Genomic DNA, 24,465 nt, shown 5'->3' on the forward strand with positions numbered 1-24,465 from the left:
AAACTACGGTTAAAATCGTGTTATCCGTCAATAATAACATACGCAAAGGAAGGTGCAAATTTGTGCTCAAAAGTATGACCGGTTTTGGCCGGGGAGAATATATTGATTCTACTCACCGTATTGTGGTTGAAATTAAAGCAGTAAATCATCGTTACAATGAAATTGTCATTCGCATGCCTAAAACTCTGGGAAGTCTGGAGGATAGGATTCGCCGCACGATTGCCAATACTATTTTACGCGGACGGATAGACGCTTTTATTACCGTTGATGAATATGGGGAAAAGAAAAAGGCCGTAAGGGTTGACAAAGAATTGGCAATGGCTTACCATAATGCAATGAGAGAATTAGCGGGTTTGCTAGAAGTACCAGTAACTGACAATATATACCATTTATCAAAGTATCCCGACGTTCTCAAAGTGGAGGAAGTTACTGAAGATGTAGAGTGTTTATGGCCCAAACTGCTTACCGCCATTGAAGGGGCAATCGGTAATCTTATGAAAATGCGTGAAACTGAAGGGTCCAACATTGAGCAAGACCTGGAAGCGCGGGTTGATAAACTCCAGACATATATTGCAACAGTAGAGGAACGGGCACCGCAAATTCTTGTCGAATACCGGGAGAAATTATTATCCCGCATGCGTGAACTGCTAACTGCCGCAGGGGCCGAGCCTGATGAAACCAGACTGCTCCAGGAAACAGCTATATTTGCTGACAGGACAAATTTTACTGAAGAGATTGTCCGGCTCAAAAGTCATTTAGCACAGTTTAACACAACGATTAAAGCCTCTGAGGCGGTAGGACGTAAACTGGATTTTATTGTTCAAGAAATAAACCGGGAAACGAACACTATTGCTTCCAAGGCAAATGATTCTACTATTGCCAATGTTGTGGTTGAAATTAAAAGTGAAATAGAGAAGGTCAGAGAGCAAATCCAAAACATAGAGTAATATAGAAACATTACGTCTAAATAGCCTATAAATTTATAGGAGGAGTTCTAATGGATATAAAATTGATTAATATTGGCTTTGGTAATATTGTTTCGGCTAACCGGATTATCTCTATTGTCAGTCCTGAATCAGCCCCCATAAAACGTATTATTCAGGAAGCGCGTGACCGGGGTATGCTTATTGATGCTACCTACGGCCGCCGGACTCGCGCTGTAATTATTACCGACAGCGATCATGTCATTTTATCGGCAGTGCAGCCTGAAACAGTAGCTCACCGCTTGACCAGCAAAGAGACTGCTGATGACCCTGCTGAATAATCTTGGAAAGGAGACAGCCCATGCCGCAAAAAGGAATATTAATTGTTGTTTCCGGCCCTTCGGGTACTGGTAAAGGCACCGTTTGTCGAGAGTTATTGCATAGCAACCCCTATTTGAAATACTCTATATCGGCTACTACACGGTCGCCCCGGGCAGGAGAAGTGGAAGGAATAAATTATCTATTTGTTGCCAAAGACCAATTTAAAACGATGATTGAAAATGACGATCTCCTGGAATGGGCTGAAGTCTACGGTAATTTTTATGGGACACCACGTCACTATGTGGTTGAGCAGTTAAACAGGGGCTATGATGTCATATTAGAAATAGATACACAAGGAGCCATGAAAGTTAAAGAAAAATTTCCGGAAGGTGTATACATATATATTATTCCACCTTCGCTGGATGAACTGGCTGACAGAATTCACAAGCGTGGCACCGATAGCTCTGATGTCATCAAAAAACGCCTGAAGTGCGCCAGTAGTGAGCTTTCCCTGGCACATAACTATCACTATATTGTGATGAATGATCAGGTGGCGACAGCCGTACAGAAAATCAAAACCATTATTGCGGCTGAAAAATTAAGGGCCCAGCGTAACACAGCTTTAATTGATAATCTCTATTATGCTGGTTGTGTTGGTGAAGAGTGCCAACACCGTTAAATAATAAATAAGGGGAAACGCTATGATTAATCCGTCATTAGATTCTTTAGTAAAAAAGGTTGACAGTAAATACACACTTGTAGTGCTAGCTGCCAAACGGGCGCGGGAAATTATGGATGGGCAGCAGCCGCTTATTGAATGCAAATCCAACAAACCAGTGACAATTGCGTTAGAAGAAGTTGCTCAGGGCGAAATGTCCTATGAGCGTACTAAAACTGGTATTAAATAGGAGTCAATGATGTCTTCAGGTCAAAACATTGTTATGGGAGTTAGCGGCGGAATCGCAGCCTACAAGGCAGTTGAGGTTGTCAGCCGTTTGAAAAAAGCGGGTTGTAACGTCAACGTTATCATGACCAAAGCAGCCGCAGAGTTTGTCACCCCGTTAACTTTTCGTGAGCTTAGCGGTAACCCGGTAGTAACTGATATGTGGGAAGAACCCAAAACTTGGAACGTGCAGCACATTGCCTTAGCTAACTGGGCGGATGTGTTTCTTGTTGCACCTGCTACCGCCAATATTATTGGTAAAATCGCCAATGGTATAGCTGATGATATGCTTACTACTACCATTATGGCTACAAAAGCCCCGGTAGTACTGGCACCGGCTATGAATACCAATATGTATCTTAACCCGGTTACTCAGCAAAACTTAACCAAATTGGCAGGGTTGAGTTATCATATTATAGAACCTGCTACCGGCTTGTTGGCGTGTGGCGTTGAAGGACCGGGGCGGTTGCCAGAACCGGTAGTCATCGTGGATAAAGTAGTAGCGCTGCTACATAACTGCCAGGATTTACGGGGGCAGCGCATACTAATTACAGCGGCCGGTACCCGTGAGGCCATCGACCCTGTCAGATATATTGGCAACCGTTCGAGCGGCAAGATGGGATATGCGCTTGCCGGAGTAGCAGCCAGACGGGGGGCTGAAGTCATACTTGTTTCCGGTCCGACAAGTCTGCCTGCTCCACCGGGGGTAACTATTACCAGAGTAGAAACAGCTGCCCAAATGCAGGCTGCTGTACTTGCTGAATTTGATACTGTCGATATTGTAATCAAAGCGGCAGCTGTTGCGGATTATCGTCCAGAGCAGGTAGCTGAACAAAAGATAAAAAAGACAGGGGACACTTTGACCATTAATCTCATTAAGAATCCGGATATTCTTCTTGAGCTGGGGCAAAGGAAAAAACGGCAAATACTAGTTGGCTTTGCCGCCGAAACGAAAGACCTTATAATTCATGCCCGGGAAAAATTAACCAAAAAAAACCTTGATATGATCATTGCTAATGATGTCACCCTGCCTGGGGCTGGTTTCAATATTGATACTAATATTGTAAAAATTATCCATAAAAATGGCAATGTAGAAGAACTTCCTCAGCTTAGCAAACAGCAGGTAGCTGAGATCATGATAGACAAAATCAGTACATTGCTGACAAAATCTACTTGATTTTTTTAGGTAATTAGTTTAAAATTTTTTTGAAGTGACAAATTGCATATACTATACTCATCAAGAGTGGTGGAGGGACTGGCCCAATGAAACCGCGGCAACCATTTAGCATATTTATGTTAAAAACGGTGCCAATTCCAGCGGTAAAACCGCGAGATGGGAGTGGAAAATCACACCTCCCTTGCGGGAGTTCTTTTTTTAGTAACCCAGTTAGGATTAGGAGGAATACTATTTTGACCAAAAAACGTGTGCTGTTTACATCTGAGTCTGTAACGGAAGGCCATCCTGATAAAATTGCTGACCAAATTTCTGACAGTGTGCTTGACGCTATTATCGCCCAGGACCCTGAGGCCCGGGTAGCCTGCGAGACATTAGTTACCACAGGGATCGTACATGTAGTAGGTGAAATCAGCACTAAGTGCTATGTTGATATTCCCAAAATTGTGCGTGAGACCATTAAGAGCATCGGTTACACCCGTGCCAAGTATGGTTTTGATGGTGAAACCTGCGGTGTATTAACTTCCATTGACGAGCAGTCGGTTGATATTGCTTTGGGTGTAGACAAAGCACTTGAGGCTAAACAAGGTGAGATTGATGCCATTGGCGCTATTGGCGCCGGTGACCAAGGCATGATGTTTGGTTACGCAACAAATGAAACTCCGGAATTTATGCCGCTGCCTATTGCCTTAGCACATAAAATGGCTCGGCGCTTATCAGAAGTTCGTAAAAACGGCGATCTGAATTATTTGCGTCCTGACGGAAAAACACAAGTCACTGTTGAATATGAAGATGGCAAACCAGTGCGTGTTGACACAATTGTAATCTCAACCCAGCATAGCCCTGACGTTGACCGTGAGACTATTGAAAAAGACCTTATTGCCAACGTAATCATACCCATAGTTCCGGGAGAATTATTGGATGCTAAAACTAAATACTATATTAACCCGACCGGCCGGTTTGTAGTGGGTGGACCGCAAGGCGATTCTGGTTTAACCGGACGTAAAATAATAGTTGATACCTATGGCGGTATGGCGCGTCATGGCGGCGGTGCTTTTTCGGGTAAAGATCCCACAAAAGTTGACAGGTCTGCTGCCTATGCTGCCCGCTATGTTGCAAAGAACGTAGTTGCTGCCGGGCTAGCCGATAAATGTGAAATTCAATTGGCTTATGCCATCGGTATTGCCCGGCCAGTATCTGTTATGGTAGAAACTTTTGGAACTAATAAAATTGCAGAAGATAAAATTATTGAACTTATCAATAAACATTTTGACTTACGGCCTGCCGGGATAATTAAGTCGCTTGATCTTAGACGGCCTCTGTATCGCCAAACAGCCGCCTACGGTCACTTTGGCCGTACTGACGTGGATTTGCCCTGGGAACATACTGATAAAGCCGAACTTCTTCGCAAAGAAGCCAATATCTAAAGGAGCCTTAGCGCAACTTGGGACAGCGGATAAACTTATTAATTGATAGCCAATGGTAATACTAACATTGCTGGACATTTAATTCAGTAATAAGGAGGTATTCTATTGGTTACTCAGAAAAATACCACACAATCTGTTTACCATGTTGGCGGCATCAAAGGCGACCACTGCCGGGACCGTATTGAACATACCTTGTCCCATCTCCAGGGCGTTGCCTCAGTTAAGGTGGACATGGCCTCCAAGCAAGTTGCCGTTAGCCACGATGAAGCGTTACCTTCTAGCGGAATTGAAGAAACACTACAATCACTTGGCTATTCAGTTCTAAGTTAGGAATAAGCAAATGAAGCTTCATTTTTCTCCGCAAAAAAGGAAACGGATTAAACATTTTTTTAAACGTTTGCCAATGGACACCGGTCTTGATTGGGAAATGGCCGCTCATTACCATGAAAAACCGGTAGCAGGTATTTGATAGATAAAAGCGAATATATATTGTAATTAAAAAGGGGACTGAACAAGTCTCCTTCTCTTTTATCCCAATAAAGAAATGATACTTTAGGTGAAAAAATGTCAACTACCGCCCAAATAATTGTAAATATTCCTACTCGCAGCATAACTAAGCCTTTTTCCTATCTTATTCCCGCACACTTGTCCTTTGCAGCTATAGGCTGGCGCGTGCTGGTGCCGTTTGGTAATCGAAAAGTAGAGGGATTTATTGTCGGTTTAGAGGCTGAAAGCATCCCCGGCTTAAAATCCATTCTTGATGTTCTCGATGATTATCCGTGGTTTGATAACAATATGCTACAAACTGCCAAATGGCTAAGTAACTATTACCTATGCTCGCTGGCTGAAGCAATGCGGTTATTTATTCCAGGTCAATCAGGCATCAAAACGCAAAAAGCATATCAAGTGCCGCGGGCGCTTGATTGGGAGTATACCAAAGCATTGCTGCGTGATAAACCAGAAGAATACCGTACAATACTTAACTACATCTATGAGCACGGTCCGGTCACATTGACCGACCTTGCTAAAAGATTCACCAGTATTGAGGGCATGATAAAATTCTGTTTACAGCACAAGCTAATCATAACTGCTGATACTGTCAGTAAGCGCGGCAAGGCTAACTCAACCATGCTTATTAAGCTGGCCGTAAGCAGGGAAGTTGCTGCCCAAATGGAAAAAACGCTGCCTAAATCTAAAACTGCCCAACGACGCTTGCTCCAGGCGCTTTTACCTACGCAAGAACTAACTGCAGCTGAGCTGCGCAGTCTGGCTATTACCCAGGCTACTGTGAAAAAACTAGCTGAACAAGGGCTTATTACTATCTGCAGCGTGCCGGTATTTCGTAATAGTTATACCGCAGCCCAGCCCCAGGCAGCCGAATTGACCCTGACCTCAGAGCAGTTACAGGCCCTGCAGCATATTATTCCAGCGATCAATACAGGTGCTTATACATCTTTTTTAATTCACGGTGTTACTGGCAGTGGTAAGACGCAGGTTTATATCAATGCAGCAGCTGAAGCGCGGCGTCTTGACCGCCAAGCTATCGTCCTGGTACCGGAAATAGCGTTAACAAGCCAGATTGTCGCTCGTTTCCGGGCGGCTTTTGGTGATGACGTAGTTGTTATGCATAGCAAGCTGTCAGTAGGTGAACGCTATGATGCCTGGCGGCGACTACATGCAGGCCAAGCTGGAATTGTCATTGGCGCCCGGTCAGCATTGTTTGCACCAGTTAGCCGGTTAGGGCTTATTATCATTGATGAAGAGCACGAATTTACCTACAAACAAGAGGAAACACCCCGTTATCATGCCCGGGAGGTGGCGTCAGCCAGAGCTAAATTTGCTGGAGCTACGGTACTGCTTGGCAGCGCGACACCTGCTATTGAAACCTATTACCAGGCGTTGCAGGGAGAACATCGATTGCTGCCGATGAATAAACGGGTGGACGATATACCGATGCCAGCAGTTACTATTGTTGACATGCGGCAAGAACTGGCACAAGGTCGCCGCAGTGTCATTTCACTGCCTTTGCAGACCATGTTAACCGAAATCTTAGCCAAGAAAGAACAGGCTATTATTTTGCTTAACCGTCGCGGCTATTCCACATTTGTCCTGTGCCGTGAGTGTGGCCATGTTCTTAAATGCGGCCACTGCGATATCTCACTTGTCTACCATGCTCCCACTAGTATCTTACGCTGCCATTATTGTCAGGAACGCCATGCAGTACCAGATGTTTGTCCTGAATGCGGCAGCCGGTACATCCGTTATTTTGGTGCAGGCACCCAGAAGGTGGAAGAAGCGCTGAAAGGGTTATTCCCAGCTGCCAGAATTGCACGTATGGATCAAGATACTACCCGTGGCAAGCTGGCCCATGACAAGATTCTCGCTGCTTTTGCTGCCGGTTCGTATGACATTCTCCTCGGTACGCAAATGGTGGCTAAAGGTCATGATATTCCCAATGTAACGGCAGTTGGTATTATTTCAGCAGATACGGCGCTCAACTTGCCTGACTTTCGCGCCGCAGAAAAAACCTTTGCCCTCCTGACGCAGGCTGCGGGGAGAGCCGGACGTGGCAGTAAACCAGGACGAGTAGTCATGCAAACCTATAATCCGGAACACTATGCGATAACTGCCGGGGCAGAGCATAATTATCAGGAATTTTATCAACAGGAGCTGAGCTTTCGCCAGCAGTTAGGCTACCCGCCCTATGCGAATCTGATAAAAATAACGGTACAAGCGAATGACGAAACCATAGTTCACCGTCAGGCTAACCAAGTAGCCGCAGAACTTACTCAGTCATTAGCTATGGCGGGCGCTTCCATTATCGGACCGTTTCCGGCGGCGGTAAATAAAGTTAAGGATATCTTCCGGGTGAATATTCTCATTAAAACCAAAGATTTACCCACAATAACTAAACAAATTAGCACGATGAGCATAGCGAATCAAAAAAATATTATTGTCGATATTGACCCGGTTAATGTTCTTTAGTCTAGAGGAACACTTTTATGATGAGCTAATCTATGGTAAAATTCTTTTGATGGCCTGATAGGTAAGGAGGAACACATAATGCCAGTAATGGAAATTAGAAAAGCAGGAGACAGGGTGTTAAAAGAAATTGCTGCCCCTGTTGAAAAGATTGATCGCAAAATCAAACATTTGCTTGATGATATGGCTGAAACCATGTATGCTGCAGATGGTGTAGGGCTGGCCGCACCGCAGGTTGGCGCTTCTCTACAGCTAGTCGTCATTGATGTTGGCGAGGGTATTATTGAGCTTATTAATCCTAAAATTATTGCCTGTGAAGGCTGTGAAATTGGCAGCGAAGGCTGTTTGAGTGTTCCCGGTATGTTTGGCGAGGTTGAAAGATACGCAACAGTAACAGTGGACGCGCTGAATCGAGCTGGTAAAATGATTCGGGTTAGCGGCTCAGGTCTGTTGGCACGGGCGTTGCAACATGAAATTGATCATCTTAAGGGGATTTTGTTTATTGAACTGGCTAAAACCATACACAAGGGGTAGTTAGATGAAAAAATTACGTACAGTATTTATGGGAACGCCTGATTTTTCGGTACCTTGTTTAGATATGCTGGTTAGGGAGGGCTATCCGGTAGCCGCAGTTGTCACCCAACCTGACCGTCCCAAAGGACGCGGACAGAAACTAGCCTACTCGCCGGTTAAAGAAGCGGCTTTACACTATAATCTTACCATCTTACAGCCTGACAACATTAAAAATGATGATTTCTATAACCGGATTGCCGTTATTAAACCTGATATTATTATTGTTATCGCTTTTGGACAGTTTCTGCCCCAAAGGCTCTTAGACTTACCGCTTCATGGCTGTATTAACGTGCATGCCTCACTTTTACCTGCCTACCGGGGATCAGCACCCATCCACTGGGCCATAATCAACGGCGAACCAATGAGCGGTATTACTACTATGTATATGGATGCCGGCATGGATACCGGTGATATGATCATAAAAGCCAAAACACCAATTTTACCAGTTGATACCACCGGTAATCTTCACGACAAATTAAAAGACTTGGGCGCAAGCGTACTATCAGATACCTTGCAGCAAATAACAGCCGGCAATGCACCACGCATACCGCAAAATGATAGTGAGGCAACTTACGCTCCGCTGCTTTGCCGCAGTACGGAACGCATCGACTGGCACCAACCGGCAGCAGCTATTCATAACTTAGTACGCGGACTGAATCCCTGGCCGGGAGCCTACTGCAAATACCAAAATAAATCGCTAAAGATATGGCAAACTAGAGTATATAACGAATCAACACCATGCGCTCAACCAGGACAAGTTATCCAGCTCACCAAAGAAGGGCTGGTTGTTGAAACTGGTAAAGGGACCATTGAGTTGCTGGAAGTACAGCCTGAATCCAAACGGCGAATGAAGGCCAGCGACTTTGTTTGCGGCTACTCTCTTACAACAGGTACTATGCTAGAATGCGAAGGTGTCGGGGATGATTGAAATAATACACAGACCTCGTAAACGCTTGTTTCTAACATTAATTCTGATTAGTTTATTCCTGGCAACTGTATCAAGTTACGGTATCTGGGTCGTCAGTCTGCCAGGGTTAGCAAATATCAGTACCTACTTACCGCTGATGCTGGGTATAGTTTTAGCAGCCGTTATTTTAGCGATTGCCTGTGGTGTTGGCGGTATTATACTGGCTATTTTAGGATTTAGGACCCTGGGAATTTTTCAAGGTCTGGCATGGTCAGCGATTAACCTGCTATTCCCTGTGGCAATTTTCATTGGCAAGCTGTTTGATGTGGATAAGGAACGGATTGAACGTTCTTTTATTGAAGTAAGCAACCATTTAATCAAGCAAAAGAAAATAATGGTGCAACCGTCTAAGCTGCTGATTATGACACCACACTGCTTACAACATGAGACCTGTCCTTATAAAATTACGCGCGATGTATCAAATTGCCATCACTGTGGGCAGTGCCAGATCGGCGACTTAGTGACACTTGCTGAAACCTACGGTGTTCATTTGGCAGTGGTAACTGGCGGTACGTTAGCCCGTAAGGTAGTAAAGACCATCCGTCCCCAAGCCGTACTGGCCATTGCCTGTGAACGCGATCTTACGAGCGGTATTCAGGATGTTTTTCCATTACCGGTAATTGGCGTGCTCAATGATCGTCCATTTGGTCCTTGCTGCAATACCCGCGTTAATCTTGCTAAGGTGGAAGCAGCTATCCAAAGCTTTTTACCCAAAGCTAATTCAAGAAAATAGTAGAGATGGTGCATTGACATGACTGATAAAATAGTGAACGCCCGGGCAATTGCGCTAAAAATACTTAATGAAGTTGAAAATAATGGTGCTTATGCTAATATTGCCCTGGCAAAAGAGATAAACCGTCAAACACTTCAGGGACATCTTTCTGAGCAAGACCGGCGGTTTATTACAGAGCTAATATATGGAACTGTTAAAACTGGCGCTACTTTGGATTGGATGCTCAGTTGCTATTTGAGCCGTCCGCTTGCCAAAGTAGCTCCTGTTATTAGAAATATTCTGCGGCTAGGCATGTACCAGTTATTTTATCTTAAAAAAGTACCTGCATCGGCAGCCTGCAATCAGGCTGTTGAATTGACAAAAAAATATGGCCATGCCGGTACCGTCAAATTCGTTAACGGCGTTTTGCGAAATGCTGCCCGCAGTCCGGAAAAAATCGTTTATCCAGACAGAGAACAACAACCTGTGAAATATCTTGCCCTTAGATACTTTCATCCGGAGTGGCTTATTGCACGCTGGGTTAAACGTTTAGGCGCAGCGGCCTGTGAAGAATTATGTCAAGCCAATAATACAGTACCGCCGCTTTCGGTGCGCACAAATACCATCAAAATAGATCGTGATTCCCTTTTGCTGCGTTTGGCAGGAGAGGGAGCAGTATGCCAGGCGTCAAACTGGACGCCGGAGGGCATTGTCTGTTATGAACATCCAGGTTTTGCCACCCTTACGTCCCTGCAGGAGGGACTATTTCAGGTACAGGATGAAAGCTCGATGTTGGTAGCACATGTTCTTGATCCTCAACCAGGCGAATTTATTATTGATGCCTGCGGTGCTCCAGGAGGAAAAACTACCCATATCGCTGCTTTAATGAATAATACCGGACAGGTTTTGTCTACCGATATTTATGAGCACAAATTAGCACTTACCCGCGAAAATGCTGAGCGATTGGCATTAACAAACATTGAGACCAAGGCTTTGGATGCCGTTAATTTAGGTACTATGTATCCACGTAAGGCTGATAGAGTACTTGTAGATGCCCCGTGTTCAGGTCTTGGGGTACTACGGCGCAAGCCGGATGCCCGTTGGCGCAAATCTGAGGACATTTTGCGAGATCTGCCTGCCTTACAGGCAGCTATCTTAGCAAGTGCTGCCCAGTGTGTAAAACCAGGTGGGGTGTTGGTTTATAGCACCTGCACAACGGAACCTGCGGAAAATCAGGATATTGTTACTGCCTTTTTACAGGCCAATCCTGAATTCATACCGGAAACTACCGGTCAATACCTGCCGGCAGCTAAAAGGTCTGACACGATGATTCAACTGTGGCCACATACCGATAATGTAGACGGGTTCTTTATAGCCCGTATGATTCGGCAAAAATAAGGCGGTAACAACCATGACAACCAACATAAAAACAGACTTATTCGGCTTGTTTGCCACCGAGATTGCTAAGCAAATAAAACCGCTGGGTTTACAAGCATACCGGGGCAAGCAAATTGCTGAATGGCTGTATAAGCATAATGTACGCCAGTTTGAAGCGATGACCAACATCGCCAAAGAATGGCGCGCTAGCTTGGATAATAGTTTTACAATTACCCAAGTTAGTCGTAAGGCAACGCAACACTCGGCCGATGGCCGGACAAGCAAATTTTTACTGGCCTTTCCTGATGATATGGCTGTGGAGACTGTTCTCATGCGCCACCCCTATGGTAACAGTGTTTGCGTATCTACCCAGGTAGGCTGCGCTATGGGGTGTTCTTTTTGTGCTTCAACGCTGAGTGGGCTGGTGCGTAATCTCACTGGCGGTGAAATTTTGGCGCAAGTACTGTATATTACTGAGTTATTACAACAGGAAGAGCAAAAAATTGACTCCATTGTTATTATGGGGTCAGGTGAACCGTTAGCGAACTATGACAATGTTTTGCGCTTTATCCGGCTTGTCCATGAAGGTTACTGTCTCAACATGAGTTACCGTAATATCACGCTATCAACTTCAGGACTTGTTGCTCAAATTGATAAGCTTGCGGGGGAAGGACTACCGATCACATTATCAATTTCCTTACACGCACCTAATAACCTGCTTAGAACCAAGCTTATGCCGATTAATTCCCGTTATCCCCTTGAACAGGTCTTGGCCGCCAGTGACCGTTACGCCGCCGCAACCGGCAGACGCGTCACCTATGAATATATCTTGATTGCCGGTGTTAATGATGGGCCCGCACAAGCAAGAGAACTGATAACACTTCTTAAAGGACGACTGGCAAACGTCAATCTAATTCCCATTAATGCGGTACCCGAACGTGGTTTGCTTCGTCCTGCGGCCAGCGATATTATTAGATTTGAAAAACTCTTGCAAAACGAACATATCAATGTAACTGTCAGGCGGGAGATGGGCACCGATATTGCTGCTGCCTGCGGACAACTGCGACACAAATTTGTTAGAATGGTTACTTTTGACTAGACTGCTAATATCGCGTATAATAAAAAAGATCCTATTTTATGCAGTTTAGCGGGAGTGTTTTAAGTGAAGTTTGTCCGCAATATTGAGAGCTTTTTTGAAAAATATATTGAAGGTTTCTTTAACAAACAATTTTCCAGCAGCTTGCAGCCTATTGAAATTGCCAAACAATTAGCCAGGGAGATGGAAGACGAGCGTACAGTTGGTGTTTCTCATGTCTATGTGCCTAATCACTATGCCATCTATATAAATCATGAAGACTATGGACGGCTGGAACCATATGCTGAATCTGTATGCAGCGAATTGGCGTCTTACTTGATTGATGAGAGCCGCCGCAAAGGCTATACTATGGCTGGCGGACCGCAAATCGAATTCTTTTCAGATGAAAAATTAGGCAGGCAGGCGTTTCGTATTACGTCAGGTTTTACGGAAACTTCTTACGACGAAAGTGTGAAAAAGCCTGAAAACATGTCAACAGACAGTGAAACCAAAGTATTTGATAAACTAGAACCTATGATTCTAATCCCATCGGTGCAGCACCAATTGCATAGTTTCTTAACCGTGATTGACGGCTTAGATGCCGGTTTAAAAGTGGACTGCACAACAAACAGAATAAACATTGGCCGTCGCAACACCAACGAATTGCCGCTTACAGATATGAATACTTCACGTTTACATGCTTACATTGTTTACGAAGACAACAACCATGTCATTCATGATGCAAAAAGCCTTAACGGGACGTATGTCGGAGGAATTCGTATTACTCATAAGCATCTAAAAAACGGTGATAGAATAAAAGTAGGTAACACCGTTATTTTATATGAGGTGAAGTAGATTGCCTGGTAAATTGCAAGTTTTAAATATAGTTGTAATCGCGTTGCAGTATAGCCTGGTAGTGCTGCTCTATTACTTTTTGTACCGGGTAGTAAAACTGGCAGCCCGGGATTTGAATCGCTTGGCCTTTGATGATCTGGATGATTCGATTGTTAATAACACCGGGGTAAGCGATGCTGATTTTTCTTCTCAGCCCAGATTAGTAGTAGTTGATGATCATCAGGAACTGCTATCACAGACGTTTTTTACAATAGTCGACAGCTTAACCATTGGTCGCAGTCAGCATAATAATGTAGTTATTGACAGTAGTTTTGTTTCACATGAACATGCCTGTATATCCAAAGTGAAACACAACTATCTGCTGGCTGATTTAAACAGTACAAACGGGACACTTGTTAATGGTCAACAGGTAGAAGAAGAAATTGCCCTGGTAGATGGTGATATAATACAAATTGGGGCAGTTACGCTTAAGTTTGAGAGGTGATTCCATGCTGGCATTTGCACAGTCAGACATTGGTATGGTACGTAAAACCAATGAAGATAGTTATGTTTTTTTGCCACCGCACTTATTTGTAGTTGCTGATGGCATGGGGGGACATGTTGCCGGAGAAATTGCCAGCAACCTTGGTGCCAATACTATTCAGGAGTACATAGAAAAAAATTCACCACCAGTAGATTGGGAACAGTCTTTACAAGCAGCAATTGTCCAGGCGAACACTAGAATTTATCAAATGTCTCAAGCTAAAAGTGAGTGCCAGGGTATGGGTACTACGGTTACTGCTGCCTATCTTGATAATGAGGAAATCTATTGGGGCCATGTAGGTGACAGCAGACTGTATCTAATCAGAGAAAACAAGCTACACCAGATAACCAACGACCATTCGCTGGTTTGGGAACTGATGCAAAATGGCAGTATTACCAGCGAAGAAGCGCAAACCCATCCTCATCGCAATATATTAACAAGAGCTGTAGGTACTAGTGATACACTTGCTGTAGATTCAGGTAAGTTCCTGTGGCAACCAGGCGATAATTTGCTATTATGCACAGATGGGTTAACCAACATGCTTAGTGAAGAAACCATTCTTAATATCTGCCTGCAACCTAGCAGCCCGCAAACAATTGTTAATACCCTTGTGGCCCAAGCCAGACAGGCAGGCGGCTATGACAATATTACTGCTATTTTACTGCAATACAGGGATTGACCATGAGACGCACAAGATTAACCGAGTTTGGACTTTTACTCCTGGCTGGTCTCATTTTGATAAATGGTTACCTTGTCGTAACACTGGCAAATCATCGATTTTCCTCTCAGGGTCTTGCCATTATTGTCGGTTTACCTGTTCTTTGGACGATTACTGCACTAGCGCTTCGCCGTTATTTTTTCAGGGCAGATCCGGTGCTGTTGCCTTTAGCTGTATTTTTAGCTTCTATTGGGTTAACACTTATTCTAAGGCTGCGTCCTGATTTATTCATTCCGCAGGCTATGTGGTTAGCTGCAGGACTAATCGCCTTTATTATTACAGTGGTAATTTTTCGCCAGCCGGAAGATATTTCTAAATACAAATATCTTTGCGGCATAACTGGTCTTGTTTTATTGGTGAGCACAATTGCGTTTGGCGTCGACATCGGCGGTAACAAAAACTGGATTATTCTAGGCCCGGTACGATTTCAACCTGCCGAGTTTGCCAAATTGTTGATTATTATATTTTTAGCAGCGTACCTGAGCGAGCGGCGTCAGTTGCTAACTTACGCTACCCGCCATTACGGTCCGCTAACCTTGCCGCATCCCCGCTTTATTGCACCGCTGATGGTGCTGTGGGCGTTAACTATGGCGATGCTCATCGTCCAGCGGGATTTAGGTTCTGCTTTACTATATTTTGGCACAACGGTAACGATGGCTTATATGGCAAGTGGCAGATGGAGCTATGTAGCGTTAGCACTTTGTCTGTTTTTTTCCGGCTCTGCTGTATGTTATCTTTTATTTCCTCACGTGCAAGTTAGAATTGATATCTGGTTAAATCCGTGGTCTGATCCGACTGGACGTTCGTACCAGATTGTCCAGTCACTATTTGCGTTAGGTTCAGGCGGAGTGCTGGGCAGCGGTTTAACTTTCGGTTATCCTGGCATTATTCCTGAAGTACATACTGACTTCATTTTTGCTGCTATTGGTGAAGAACTGGGTCTTGCTGGTACTGCCGGAGTAATCATTGCCTATATCCTTATTGTTTACCGTGCGTTTCGCACAGCACTTGCTTCGCAATTACCGTTTACCATGCTGCTGGCTGCCGGCTTAGGTGTGCTTACCGCATTGCAGGTTTTTATTATTATCGGTGGGGTCACCAAGTTTTTGCCGCTGACAGGCATAACACTGCCACTTATCAGTTATGGCGGCAGCTCTATGGTGGCAAGCTTTATCCTGCTGGGTATGTTATTTGCCATATCGGAGGCGACAGCCACCTATGAATAAACACGACATTCCCCATAAGGCAATACGCAGGAGTATCCATAAAGCAGCACTTTTTTCTATCAGCCTGTTGGTGTTGCTGCTCAGTTATGTAATATATATTCAGGTTATCGAAAGTAACACACTTGCGTTTCATCCGCTTAATCGCCGGACAGCTGAGGCGTCCCGCAAGGTAGAACGAGGTCAAATTACTGATATTCATGGGAAAGTTCTGGCTGTAAGCAAACTCACAGCACAAAAAGTATACCAGCGGGAATATCCTTATGATGCCGTATTTGCCCATGTTGTGGGTTATGCTAATTCTACCTATGGCAAAACAGGCATTGAAGGCAGCTATGACGGTTATTTATCAGGGCAAATAAATCCTGAAAAACGCTTAGGTGCAATCAGTCAATTGTTTGCAAATGCTGCCGGTAATACGGTCGTACTTACGGTTGATACTGAGCTGCAGCAAACGGCTTATAAGGCCCTGGGCAATCAGCGTGGCGCAATTGTTGTCATGTCACCTAAAACGGGTGCGATATTGGCAATGGTTAGTCGCCCAAGCTTTGATCCAAACACTCTTGACACTACCTGGGAGAGTATTTCACAAGCTGCAAATAGTCCGCTTCTTAACCGGGCCGCGCAAGGATTATATCCCCCAGGTTCCATTATCAAAGTCATGGTGGCCGAAGCCGCGCTAGCCGAACAATTAGCTAACGGAAACCACCAATTTACCTGTAATGGATCTCTCAAAATCGGTTCTGATTATACATTAACAGAATCTAATAATATAGCTCACGGCAAAGTAAATTTGCGCGAAGCGCTAGCTGTGTCCTGTAACGTCACTTTTGGTCAGTTAGCACTTGAGCTTGGCCGCACAAAAATGGCCAAGAACTTTGAACGCTATGGTTTTACTCAACTGGTGAATGGTGATATTCAAGAATCTGCTAACCGGATTCCCGATTTTTCACAGCTAAATGATGGTGATTTGGCGCAAATCGGCATTGGACAGGGTAGTCTCTTAATTACACCACTTCGCATGGCCATGCTGGCATCAACTTTTGCGAACAAGGGAATTATGATGAAACCCTATTTAGTACAAAAAATTATGGCACCTGACGGCACTATCGTAAAGCAAACGATACCAAATGCCTGGCTGTCACCCACAGACAGCCAGTTGGCCGGTCAGGTAGCTGCTATGATGGTAAGCGTGGTAGATGAAGGTACCGGCACTGCGGCAGCAATACGCGACATCCAGGTTGCCGGCAAAACAGGTACTGCCGAAAATCCGCATGGTGCTTCCCATTCCTGGTTTATTGGCTTTGCACCAGCAAACAATCCACAAGTTGCCGTAGCGGTAATTGTTGAAAATGCGGGTTCTGGTGGTAAGGTAGCAGCACCACTCGCCAGGCAGATTTTGTTACAGGCATTACGTTAAGGGGGTGAATTAATGCTTAATCGCACACTTGATGATCGTTATACAATATTAGAACGAATTGGCGGCGGTGGTATGGCTGATGTATACCGCGCGCATGACAAACTGTTAGACCGTTCAGTAGCTGTCAAGGTATTGCGTTCTCAGTTTACTGATGATGAAGAGTTTATTAGTCGCTTTCGTCGGGAAGCCCAGGCAGCAGCTAAGCTTTCTCACCCTAATATTGTTAACATCTATGATGTTGGTTTTGATGAACAAACGTACTATATAATTATGGAATACATTTCCGGCGAAACGCTTAAAGATAAAATTGACAGAGAAGCTCCACTGCCTGTAGAAACTGCGGTACACATTGCGATGGAAATAGCAGAGGCATTGGAACATGCTCATCAAAATAATTTAGTACATTGCGATATTAAGCCACACAATATTCTTATTACCCGTTCAGGGCGGGTTAAGGTAACCGACTTTGGTATTGCCAGAGCAGTTACGTCATCAACAATGACTAATTCGGGTACAATTATTGGTTCCGTACATTATTTTTCACCAGAACAGGCCAAAGGTACGTCTGTCGGCGCTAAATCCGACATCTATTCTCTTGGTGTTGTACTCTATGAGATGCTTACAGGTCAGGTGCCATTTATTGGTGAATCACCAATCAGTATTGCCCTTAAGCACATTCAGGAAGAACCAAAACCGCCACGGGAACTAAACGCTTCTATACCGCCATTGATTGAGGCCATTGTCGTAAAGGCGATGCATAAAGATCCAGTTGCCAGATTTGATGATATTGGTGAAATGATTGCTGATTTTAAATTAGCCCAAAATTATTTAAGAGATGATCATACCCGGCGGTTATCGCCTACTGATTTCCCTACCCAAGTATTACCGACAGTTACTCCAACATCGCAGCAGGATGATTCAAAGCACATAGAACCATCCAATACGCCTGCCTCTTTATTAAGGGAGGCCAAACTTTCTAAAGCCTGGCTTTTGGGAATAGCACTGTTGCTGCTGGTCTCAGCAGTAGTTGCTTTTCTGGGATTTGGTAAGTTTTGGAGTCTAAATGAAGTTACCGTGCCAGACGTTGTGGGCAAGCAGGTAGATACTGCCCGTAATATTATTACCAGTAATAATCTCAGAGTTTCTGTCTCAGAGGCCTTTAATGACAAAGTTCCGGCAGGCCAGGTCATTTCCCAGCAGCCAGAAGCAGGAACCACAGTCAAAGAACAACGGACAATAACTATCATTGTTAGCAAAGGCGGTGAAATTACTGTTGTTCCGGATTTACGCGGTCTTAGCCGCCGGGATGCCGAACTGCAGATTAAAAACTCCGGTCTGAAACTGGGACGGGTTGACGAACAATTTGCTGATGCTGCGCCAGCTGATACGGTCATTAGCCAAAATCCCCGTCCGCCGGCACAAGTAACCAAAGGCACAACGATTGATATTGTCATAAGTAAAGGGACTAGTCCGAAAAAAGTTGCCCTGCCGGATTTCCAAGGCTCGCTCTTAACCACAGTGGCAACTCAGCTCGAAAGCCTGAAGCTTAAGCAAGGAAAAATAACAGAAACTCCTAATGACAAATATCCGCCAGGAACAATTATTAGTCAAAATCCGCCACCGGCTACTGAAGTTACGGAAGGAACAACTATTGATTTCTCTGTTGCCAAAGGTGTGCCTGGAGCTGTCAAGCGGGCAGTTGTTCAAGTAACTGTCCCCGACGGCTCAGGTCGCCAGGCACTGCAAATAGTAGTTACCGATACCAATGGCCGCCGGGTTGCTTATGAAGGCACACACAAACCGGGTGAACGGATTGAAAAAACAGTAGAAGGCACTGGCCAGGTACGCGTTCAGGTTTATATCAACGAAAAATTGCTTCAAGAACAAACAATTTAGACATTTTTATCGTAGGAGGTCCTATGTGCTGAATGGCATCGTAGTAAAAGCCTATAATAGTTACTACTATATCCAGTCAGGCAGCAAAATTGTCACTTGCAATTTACGCGGCCGGTTTAAGAAAGGGCGTTTTTCCCTACTTGTAGGCGATGAAGTGGCCTATACTCTAACCGGCCCGGAAAAAGGCATCATTGAAGAAATACTGCCTAGACGCAGCCTGTTAAAGCGTCCAATGGTCGCCAATGTAGATCAGGTTGTTTTGACTTTTGCCGCTGTTAATCCTGACATTAGTTCATCCTTAGTTGACCGGTTCCTGGTAATTGCTGAGTTCTCAGAACTTGAGATCATTCTATGTATTAACAAAATTGATTTAGCGGATTCTGAGGTTCTAGCTGAATTAGTTGAGCGTTATCAGCAAATTGGTTACAAGGTGCTCTCTGTAGCTGCTAAATTAGGTACCGGTATAGAGCAATTGTACGCACAGCTGCATGATAAAATATCAGTTTTTGCCGGTCCGTCAGGTGCGGGAAAATCCACCATCCTTAATGCCATCCAACCCGGACTTGGCCTTACAACTGGTGAAGTCAGCCAAAAAATTGGCCGTGGTAAACATACCACCCGGTTTGCTGAACTTTTGCCATTTGAGGGTGGTGGCTTTGTAGTAGATACTCCCGGCTTCAGCTTTACTGAATTCAAGGATATGGAAGAAACCCACTTAATGGACTATTTCCCCGAGATTTTCCCACTAGCTCCTAAATGCAAATTTAACACTTGTATTCATTATAAGGAGCCACAGTGTGCTGTTAAACAGGCGGTAGCTGAGGGGGTTATTCATGCTGACAGATATCAGTCTTATCTTGAAATACTGAACGAAATTAGAGAAAACAAGAAGGGATACTAGATGAATACGATGATTAAAGTTGCTCCCTCTATCTTATCCGCCGATTTTTCCCAGTTAGCTAATGAAATAATCAAGATAGAAGAAGCAGGCGCTGATTGGGTTCATATTGATGTTATGGATGGTCATTTTGTCCCTAACCTGACATTTGGCCCACCGGTTGTTGCTGCTATTCGCAAAGTAACCAAATTGCCTTTTGATGTTCACTTAATGGTTACTAATCCTCAAGACTTAATTGAACCCTTCATCAAGGCTGGTGCCGATATTATTACTGTTCATGCCGAAACTGCGCCCCATCTGCACCGCTTGCTGCAAACCATCAAAGAGCATGGCAAGAAGGCCGGGGTATCATTAAACCCGTCAACGCCGCTTACTGTAGTTGAAGAAGTACTTGATGACCTGGATATGATTCTTATTATGAGTGTTAATCCTGGCTTTGGCGGCCAAAAATTTATCCCGGGAGCCATTGACAAAATTGCCCGGTTGCGGGCAAAAATTGAGCAACGCAAACTCACTATTGCTATTGAAGTTGACGGGGGCATTAATGCCAGTACGGCGCGTCAGGTAATCGCCGCTGGTGCAACGATATTAGTTGCTGGATCAGCAGTATATGGAGCGCCGGATATGAGGCAGGCAATTAAAGACATCCGGGGGCTTGATTAAATTGCTGCTTAGTGGTAACATAGGTAGTAGATAGTTACATTATGGATGAAAATTACATACTAAAGCCTTTGGGGCAAGGTGAAAAAGAGTAAAATCTTTTAATTCCTGACCGGCGGTATAGCCCGCGAGCCGTTTTTACGGCTGATCTGGTTCAATTCCAGAGCCGACAGTATAGTCTGGATGGTAAAAGGCGTAAGTTCTGCCATATTGGCATTTCCCAACCACATTGCCTATTTAACTGTTGATAGCCCCAAAGCTAATCAACAGTTTTTTTATTTACTCACTTACTACGTTTGCATTGGAGGACTTCTATGGACAAATATTATATGCAGCAGGCCCTTACCATTGCGCAGTATGCAATCGGCCGTACCAGCCCCAATCCACTGGTGGGTGCCGTTATTGTAAAAGATGGACACATAGTCGGCCAAGGCTGGCATCATCAGGCCGGTACACCGCATGCAGAAATTCATGCTTTGGCCCAAGCCAGCGAGTTAGCTAAAGGAGCAACCATATATGTTACTCTTGAACCGTGTTCCCATCATGGGCGAACCGGTCCTTGTGCCGATGCCCTGATTGCGGCTGGAATAAAAAAAGTTGTTGCCGCCATGACTGATCCTAATCCTGAGGTCGCCGGCAAGGGCCTAACCCGGCTTAGAGAAGCTGGTATTGAAGTGGTTGAGGGAATACTAGCAGCCGAAGCCGCAAAACTCAATGAAGTATTTATAAAGTGGATTACTACCAAAATGCCATTTGGTGTTCTTAAAACAGCGATGTCACTTGATGGAAAAATTGCTGCCTATACTGGCCATTCTAAGTGGATAACAGGCCCGGTTGCCCGGGAGTATGTGCATCGACTGCGTGATATATATGATGGCATACTGGTAGGTATCGGTACAGTACTGACAGATAACCCCAGGCTAACAACCCGTTTGCCGGCAGGTGGACAAAACCCTGTACGAATTATTATTGACACCATGGCCCGCACACCACTGACTGCTAACGTCATAACAGACAAGCAGGCGCCAACGATCATTGCGGTAAGCCAGGCAGCACCACCAGAACGGATAGCTGCATTACAGAGCCATGGGGTAGAGGTGTTGGTGCTTGCGCGATCGCCGCTTGGTGTTGATTTGCGTCAGCTGTTTACGATTTTGGGCGAACGCCGTATTACCAGCGTGTTTGTTGAAGGCGGTGCAGCCATAAACGCCTCGCTCTTAGCCGCTAATCTGATTGATAAGGTGTATTGCTTTATAGCCCCCAAAATACTTGGTGGTAAAGCGGCGCCAGGCCCAGTTGGCGGTATAGGCGTAGAAACAGTAGATCAAGCCATACTGCTTGAGGATATTGCCACACAAACCATCGGGACAGATGTCTTACTAAATGGTTATATAACTGGACGGGAGGGACGAAATGTTTACCGGACTTGTGGAGGAATTAGGGAAAGTTAAGCATATTGTACGCGGCAGTAAATCAGTTCGGCTCTCGGTTTTTGGCAGTAAAGTATTGGCTGACGTCAAACTGGGTGACAGCATTGCCGTAAATGGCACCTGTCTGACAGTAGTCGAGTTTAGCCGTGATTGGTTTACTGCTGATGTTATGCCTGAGACAGTAGACCGTACCGTGCTGGCTGGTCTCAAAGCAGGTGACACTGTCAACCTCGAACGTACCCTGCGCGTGGGTGATCGACTTGGTGGTCACATGGTCAGCGGTCATATTGATGGAGTAGGAACTATTTTGATCAAAGAACAAAATGATAATGCCATACTTGTCCGGATCGGCGCTGGTCCTGAAGTTATGCGCTACATTATCTCCAAAGGCTCCATTGCTATTGACGGTACAAGTCTTACGGTTATTGACGTTGGTGCTGACTGGTTTACCGTGTCACTTATTCCCCATACGGCTGCTATGACCACAGTAGGCCTGAAGGCGCCAGGGGAGCCAGTTAATCTGGAAGCAGATATTATTGGCAAATATGTGGAAAAAATGCTGGGCTTACAACAAAATACGAAACCAAACGAAAAGATAACACTGGGATTTCTCGAACAGCATGGATTTACCCTATAAATTAACGCGATTGCCAATACGAAATGGAGGAATTTACATGAAATTCAATACGATTGAGGAAGCTATTGCAGATGTACAAAACGGTAAAATGGTTGTCGTAATTGATGATGAAGACCGGGAAAATGAAGGTGATCTGCTAGTAGCAGCCGAAAAAGCAACACCTGAAGTCATTAATTTTATGGCAACTCATGCCCGCGGTCTTATTTGTATGCCAATCATCGGCAGCAGACTGGATGAACTTGATATCGGTCAGATGGTAATAGAAAATACAGATAATCATTGCACTGCATTCACAGTATCTATTGATGCCAAAGACACAACTACAGGCATATCAGCTTACGAACGTTCCATGACGGTGCAGGCCGTGTTAGACAAAAAAACAATTGCCAGTGATCTTAGACGACCTGGCCATATTTTCCCGCTCAGGTATTGCGAAGGTGGTGTACTACGCCGTTGTGGACATACTGAAGCTGCTGTTGATTTAGCTAAAATGGCTGGTTTATACCCGGCAGGTGTAATTTGCGAAATCATGAATGAAAATGGCACTATGGCCCGGACGCCAGAGTTAATGGAGTTTGTACAAAAACATGATTTAAAAATAATCACTATTGCCGACTTGATAAAATACCGCAAAAAGCACGAAAAATTTATCACCAGAGCGGCCGAAACCAAACTGCCAACAAAGTATGGTGACTTCAAACTGATTGCTTACGAAAGCCAGCTGGATAACCAATGCCATATTGCCCTGATTAAAGGCGATGTAACTAACAAACAAGATGTGTTGGTCAGGGTTCATTCCGAATGCCTGACAGGTGATGTTTTAGGCTCACTACGCTGTGATTGTGGTGATCAGTTGGCCCATGCCTTAAAATGCATTGAAAAAGAAGGCTGTGGCGTATTGCTCTATATGCGCCAGGAAGGCAGGGGTATTGGACTTGCCAACAAAATCCGGGCGTATGCGCTTCAGGACAAAGGCAAAGACACTGTCGAAGCCAATGAATTGCTGGGCTTTGCCCCAGATCTTAGAGATTACGGTATTGGGGCGCAAATTTTGGCTGACATAGGCTTAACCAGTATTAGACTGTTAACGAATAATCCTCGTAAACGGGTAGGTCTTGAAGGCTATGGCTTAACCATCAGCGAACGGGTGCCGCTGGAAATCATTGCGAACAAATTTAATAACAGATATTTGTCTGCCAAAAAATCCAAACTTGGACATCTATTAAAACAATATGAGGGGGCACAAAAATAATGGAAACAATTAAAACCTACGAAGGAAACTTAGTTGCTGAGGGATTAAAATTTGGTATTGTTATTGCCAGATTTAACGAGTTTATTACCAGTAAATTGCTGGGTGGCACCTTAGATGCACTAAAACGCCATGGCGCCAGCACAGACAATGTGGAGATTGCCTGGGTACCAGGTGCTTTTGAAATTCCCCTTGCTGCAAAAAAAATGGCTGTAAGCAAAAAATATGATGCCGTCATTTGCCTGGGTACAGTTATCAGAGGCAGCACTAGTCATTACGACTATGTCTGTGCCGAAGTATCCAAAGGCGTAGCTCATGTTGGTTTAGAGAGCGGTGTTCCCACACTCTTTGGTGTGCTTACAACCGATACCATTGAACAAGCTATTGAACGCGCTGGCACCAAAGCAGGCAATAAAGGCTTTGACGCCGCTGTTTCCGCTATTGAAATGGCCAATCTGCTCAAAGGATTATAGTTCCAGGGA

The 24,465-nt window shown here is 44.7% G+C and carries 25 protein-coding genes and 2 riboswitches; all 25 genes read left to right on the top strand.

Going from position 1 to position 24,465, the window contains the following annotated elements; genetic code table 11:
• The first annotated feature begins 62 nt into the window (after window positions 1–62).
• The 25 genes from SALPA_RS25205 to ribE (SALPA_RS25325) all read left to right on the top strand — a co-directional run bounded on the left by SALPA_RS25205 (window position 63) and on the right by ribE (SALPA_RS25325) (window position 24,456).
• The gene (locus SALPA_RS25205; RefSeq protein ID WP_145100561.1) at window positions 63–947 is read left to right on the top strand and encodes a YicC/YloC family endoribonuclease; all 885 of its coding nucleotides are present in this window, start codon (window positions 63–65) and stop codon (window positions 945–947) included.
• 50 nt (window positions 948–997) lie between these two features.
• Window positions 998–1,264 (top strand): extracellular matrix/biofilm regulator RemA, encoded by a 267-nt coding sequence (remA, locus tag SALPA_RS25210; RefSeq protein WP_145100563.1) that lies wholly within the window; start codon window positions 998–1,000, stop codon window positions 1,262–1,264.
• A gap of 20 nt (window positions 1,265–1,284) precedes the next feature.
• Window positions 1,285–1,923 carry a guanylate kinase gene (gene gmk / locus SALPA_RS25215; RefSeq protein ID WP_145100565.1) on the top strand — a complete coding sequence of 213 codons (639 nt, stop codon included), beginning with the start codon at window positions 1,285–1,287 and terminating at the stop codon, window positions 1,921–1,923.
• Window positions 1,924–1,945: 22 nt separating this feature from the next.
• Window positions 1,946–2,152, top strand: a complete 207-nt coding sequence (rpoZ, locus tag SALPA_RS25220; protein WP_021170572.1) for a DNA-directed RNA polymerase subunit omega — start codon at window positions 1,946–1,948, stop codon at window positions 2,150–2,152.
• Between the two features lie 9 nt (window positions 2,153–2,161).
• Entirely contained in the window at window positions 2,162–3,364 is a 1,203-nt protein-coding gene (gene coaBC, locus SALPA_RS25225; protein ID WP_145102273.1) for a bifunctional phosphopantothenoylcysteine decarboxylase/phosphopantothenate--cysteine ligase CoaBC, read from the top strand.
• Between the two features lie 54 nt (window positions 3,365–3,418).
• A riboswitch (SAM riboswitch) is annotated at window positions 3,419–3,527 on the top strand.
• A gap of 70 nt (window positions 3,528–3,597) precedes the next feature.
• Window positions 3,598–4,788 (top strand): methionine adenosyltransferase, encoded by a 1,191-nt coding sequence (metK, locus tag SALPA_RS25230; protein WP_145100567.1) that lies wholly within the window; start codon window positions 3,598–3,600, stop codon window positions 4,786–4,788.
• Between the two features lie 105 nt (window positions 4,789–4,893).
• Window positions 4,894–5,118 carry a heavy-metal-associated domain-containing protein gene (locus SALPA_RS25235; RefSeq protein WP_186451229.1) on the top strand — a complete coding sequence of 75 codons (225 nt, stop codon included), beginning with the start codon at window positions 4,894–4,896 and terminating at the stop codon, window positions 5,116–5,118.
• Window positions 5,119–5,352: 234 nt separating this feature from the next.
• Complete coding sequence (gene priA, locus SALPA_RS25240) at window positions 5,353–7,773, top strand: primosomal protein N' (protein WP_145100571.1); 2,421 nt, start codon at window positions 5,353–5,355, stop codon at window positions 7,771–7,773.
• A gap of 78 nt (window positions 7,774–7,851) precedes the next feature.
• Entirely contained in the window at window positions 7,852–8,304 is a 453-nt protein-coding gene (gene def, locus SALPA_RS25245) for a peptide deformylase (RefSeq protein ID WP_145100573.1), read from the top strand.
• Between the two features lie 4 nt (window positions 8,305–8,308).
• Window positions 8,309–9,271 (top strand): methionyl-tRNA formyltransferase, encoded by a 963-nt coding sequence (gene fmt, locus SALPA_RS25250; protein ID WP_145100576.1) that lies wholly within the window; start codon window positions 8,309–8,311, stop codon window positions 9,269–9,271.
• Window positions 9,264–10,043 carry a DUF116 domain-containing protein gene (locus SALPA_RS25255; protein WP_145100578.1) on the top strand — a complete coding sequence of 260 codons (780 nt, stop codon included), beginning with the start codon at window positions 9,264–9,266 and terminating at the stop codon, window positions 10,041–10,043. The genes fmt and SALPA_RS25255 overlap by 8 nt, the downstream gene beginning before the upstream one ends.
• Window positions 10,044–10,076: 33 nt before the next feature.
• Window positions 10,077–11,420 (top strand): 16S rRNA (cytosine(967)-C(5))-methyltransferase RsmB, encoded by a 1,344-nt coding sequence (gene rsmB, locus SALPA_RS25260; RefSeq protein WP_145102274.1) that lies wholly within the window; start codon window positions 10,077–10,079, stop codon window positions 11,418–11,420.
• Between the two features lie 13 nt (window positions 11,421–11,433).
• Window positions 11,434–12,498 (top strand): 23S rRNA (adenine(2503)-C(2))-methyltransferase RlmN, encoded by a 1,065-nt coding sequence (rlmN, locus tag SALPA_RS25265; RefSeq protein WP_255451353.1) that lies wholly within the window; start codon window positions 11,434–11,436, stop codon window positions 12,496–12,498.
• Window positions 12,499–12,561: 63 nt separating this feature from the next.
• Window positions 12,562–13,329: a DUF3662 and FHA domain-containing protein gene (locus SALPA_RS25270; protein ID WP_145100580.1), complete on the top strand. Its 768-nt coding sequence runs from the start codon at window positions 12,562–12,564 to the stop codon at window positions 13,327–13,329.
• 1 nt (window position 13,330) lies between these two features.
• Entirely contained in the window at window positions 13,331–13,813 is a 483-nt protein-coding gene (locus SALPA_RS25275) for an FHA domain-containing protein (RefSeq protein WP_145100582.1), read from the top strand.
• Window positions 13,814–13,817: 4 nt separating this feature from the next.
• On the top strand, window positions 13,818–14,531 hold the full coding sequence (locus SALPA_RS25280) for a Stp1/IreP family PP2C-type Ser/Thr phosphatase (protein ID WP_145100584.1): 714 nt from the start codon (window positions 13,818–13,820) through the stop codon (window positions 14,529–14,531).
• A 2-nt stretch (window positions 14,532–14,533) separates the two neighbouring features.
• Window positions 14,534–15,796: an FtsW/RodA/SpoVE family cell cycle protein gene (locus SALPA_RS25285; RefSeq protein ID WP_145100590.1), complete on the top strand. Its 1,263-nt coding sequence runs from the start codon at window positions 14,534–14,536 to the stop codon at window positions 15,794–15,796.
• Window positions 15,789–17,213: a penicillin-binding protein 2 gene (locus SALPA_RS25290; protein ID WP_145100593.1), complete on the top strand. Its 1,425-nt coding sequence runs from the start codon at window positions 15,789–15,791 to the stop codon at window positions 17,211–17,213. Before SALPA_RS25285 ends, SALPA_RS25290 begins: the two co-directional genes overlap by 8 nt.
• A 12-nt stretch (window positions 17,214–17,225) precedes the next feature.
• The gene (pknB, locus tag SALPA_RS25295; protein WP_145100596.1) at window positions 17,226–19,109 is read left to right on the top strand and encodes a Stk1 family PASTA domain-containing Ser/Thr kinase; all 1,884 of its coding nucleotides are present in this window, start codon (window positions 17,226–17,228) and stop codon (window positions 19,107–19,109) included.
• A gap of 25 nt (window positions 19,110–19,134) precedes the next feature.
• Window positions 19,135–20,010, top strand: a complete 876-nt coding sequence (gene rsgA / locus SALPA_RS25300; RefSeq protein ID WP_145100599.1) for a ribosome small subunit-dependent GTPase A — start codon at window positions 19,135–19,137, stop codon at window positions 20,008–20,010.
• 9 nt (window positions 20,011–20,019) lie between these two features.
• Window positions 20,020–20,670, top strand: coding sequence for a ribulose-phosphate 3-epimerase (gene rpe, locus SALPA_RS25305; RefSeq protein ID WP_145102278.1), 651 nt, complete (start codon window positions 20,020–20,022; stop codon window positions 20,668–20,670).
• Between the two features lie 60 nt (window positions 20,671–20,730).
• A riboswitch (FMN riboswitch) is annotated at window positions 20,731–20,866 on the top strand.
• Window positions 20,867–20,981: 115 nt separating this feature from the next.
• Entirely contained in the window at window positions 20,982–22,118 is a 1,137-nt protein-coding gene (gene ribD, locus SALPA_RS25310; protein WP_145100602.1) for a bifunctional diaminohydroxyphosphoribosylaminopyrimidine deaminase/5-amino-6-(5-phosphoribosylamino)uracil reductase RibD, read from the top strand.
• Entirely contained in the window at window positions 22,081–22,734 is a 654-nt protein-coding gene (gene ribE, locus SALPA_RS25315) for a riboflavin synthase (protein ID WP_145100604.1), read from the top strand. The genes ribD and ribE (SALPA_RS25315) overlap by 38 nt, the downstream gene beginning before the upstream one ends.
• 37 nt (window positions 22,735–22,771) lie before the next feature.
• Window positions 22,772–23,986, top strand: a complete 1,215-nt coding sequence (locus tag SALPA_RS25320; RefSeq protein WP_145100607.1) for a bifunctional 3,4-dihydroxy-2-butanone-4-phosphate synthase/GTP cyclohydrolase II — start codon at window positions 22,772–22,774, stop codon at window positions 23,984–23,986.
• Window positions 23,986–24,456, top strand: a complete 471-nt coding sequence (gene ribE, locus SALPA_RS25325) for a 6,7-dimethyl-8-ribityllumazine synthase (protein ID WP_222428115.1) — start codon at window positions 23,986–23,988, stop codon at window positions 24,454–24,456. The genes SALPA_RS25320 and ribE (SALPA_RS25325) overlap by 1 nt, the downstream gene beginning before the upstream one ends.
• The last annotated feature ends 9 nt before the right edge of the window (window positions 24,457–24,465 follow it).

The sequence above is a fragment of the Sporomusa sp. KB1 genome, assembly GCF_007830295.1.
Classification (GTDB): domain Bacteria; phylum Bacillota; class Negativicutes; order Sporomusales; family Sporomusaceae; genus Sporomusa.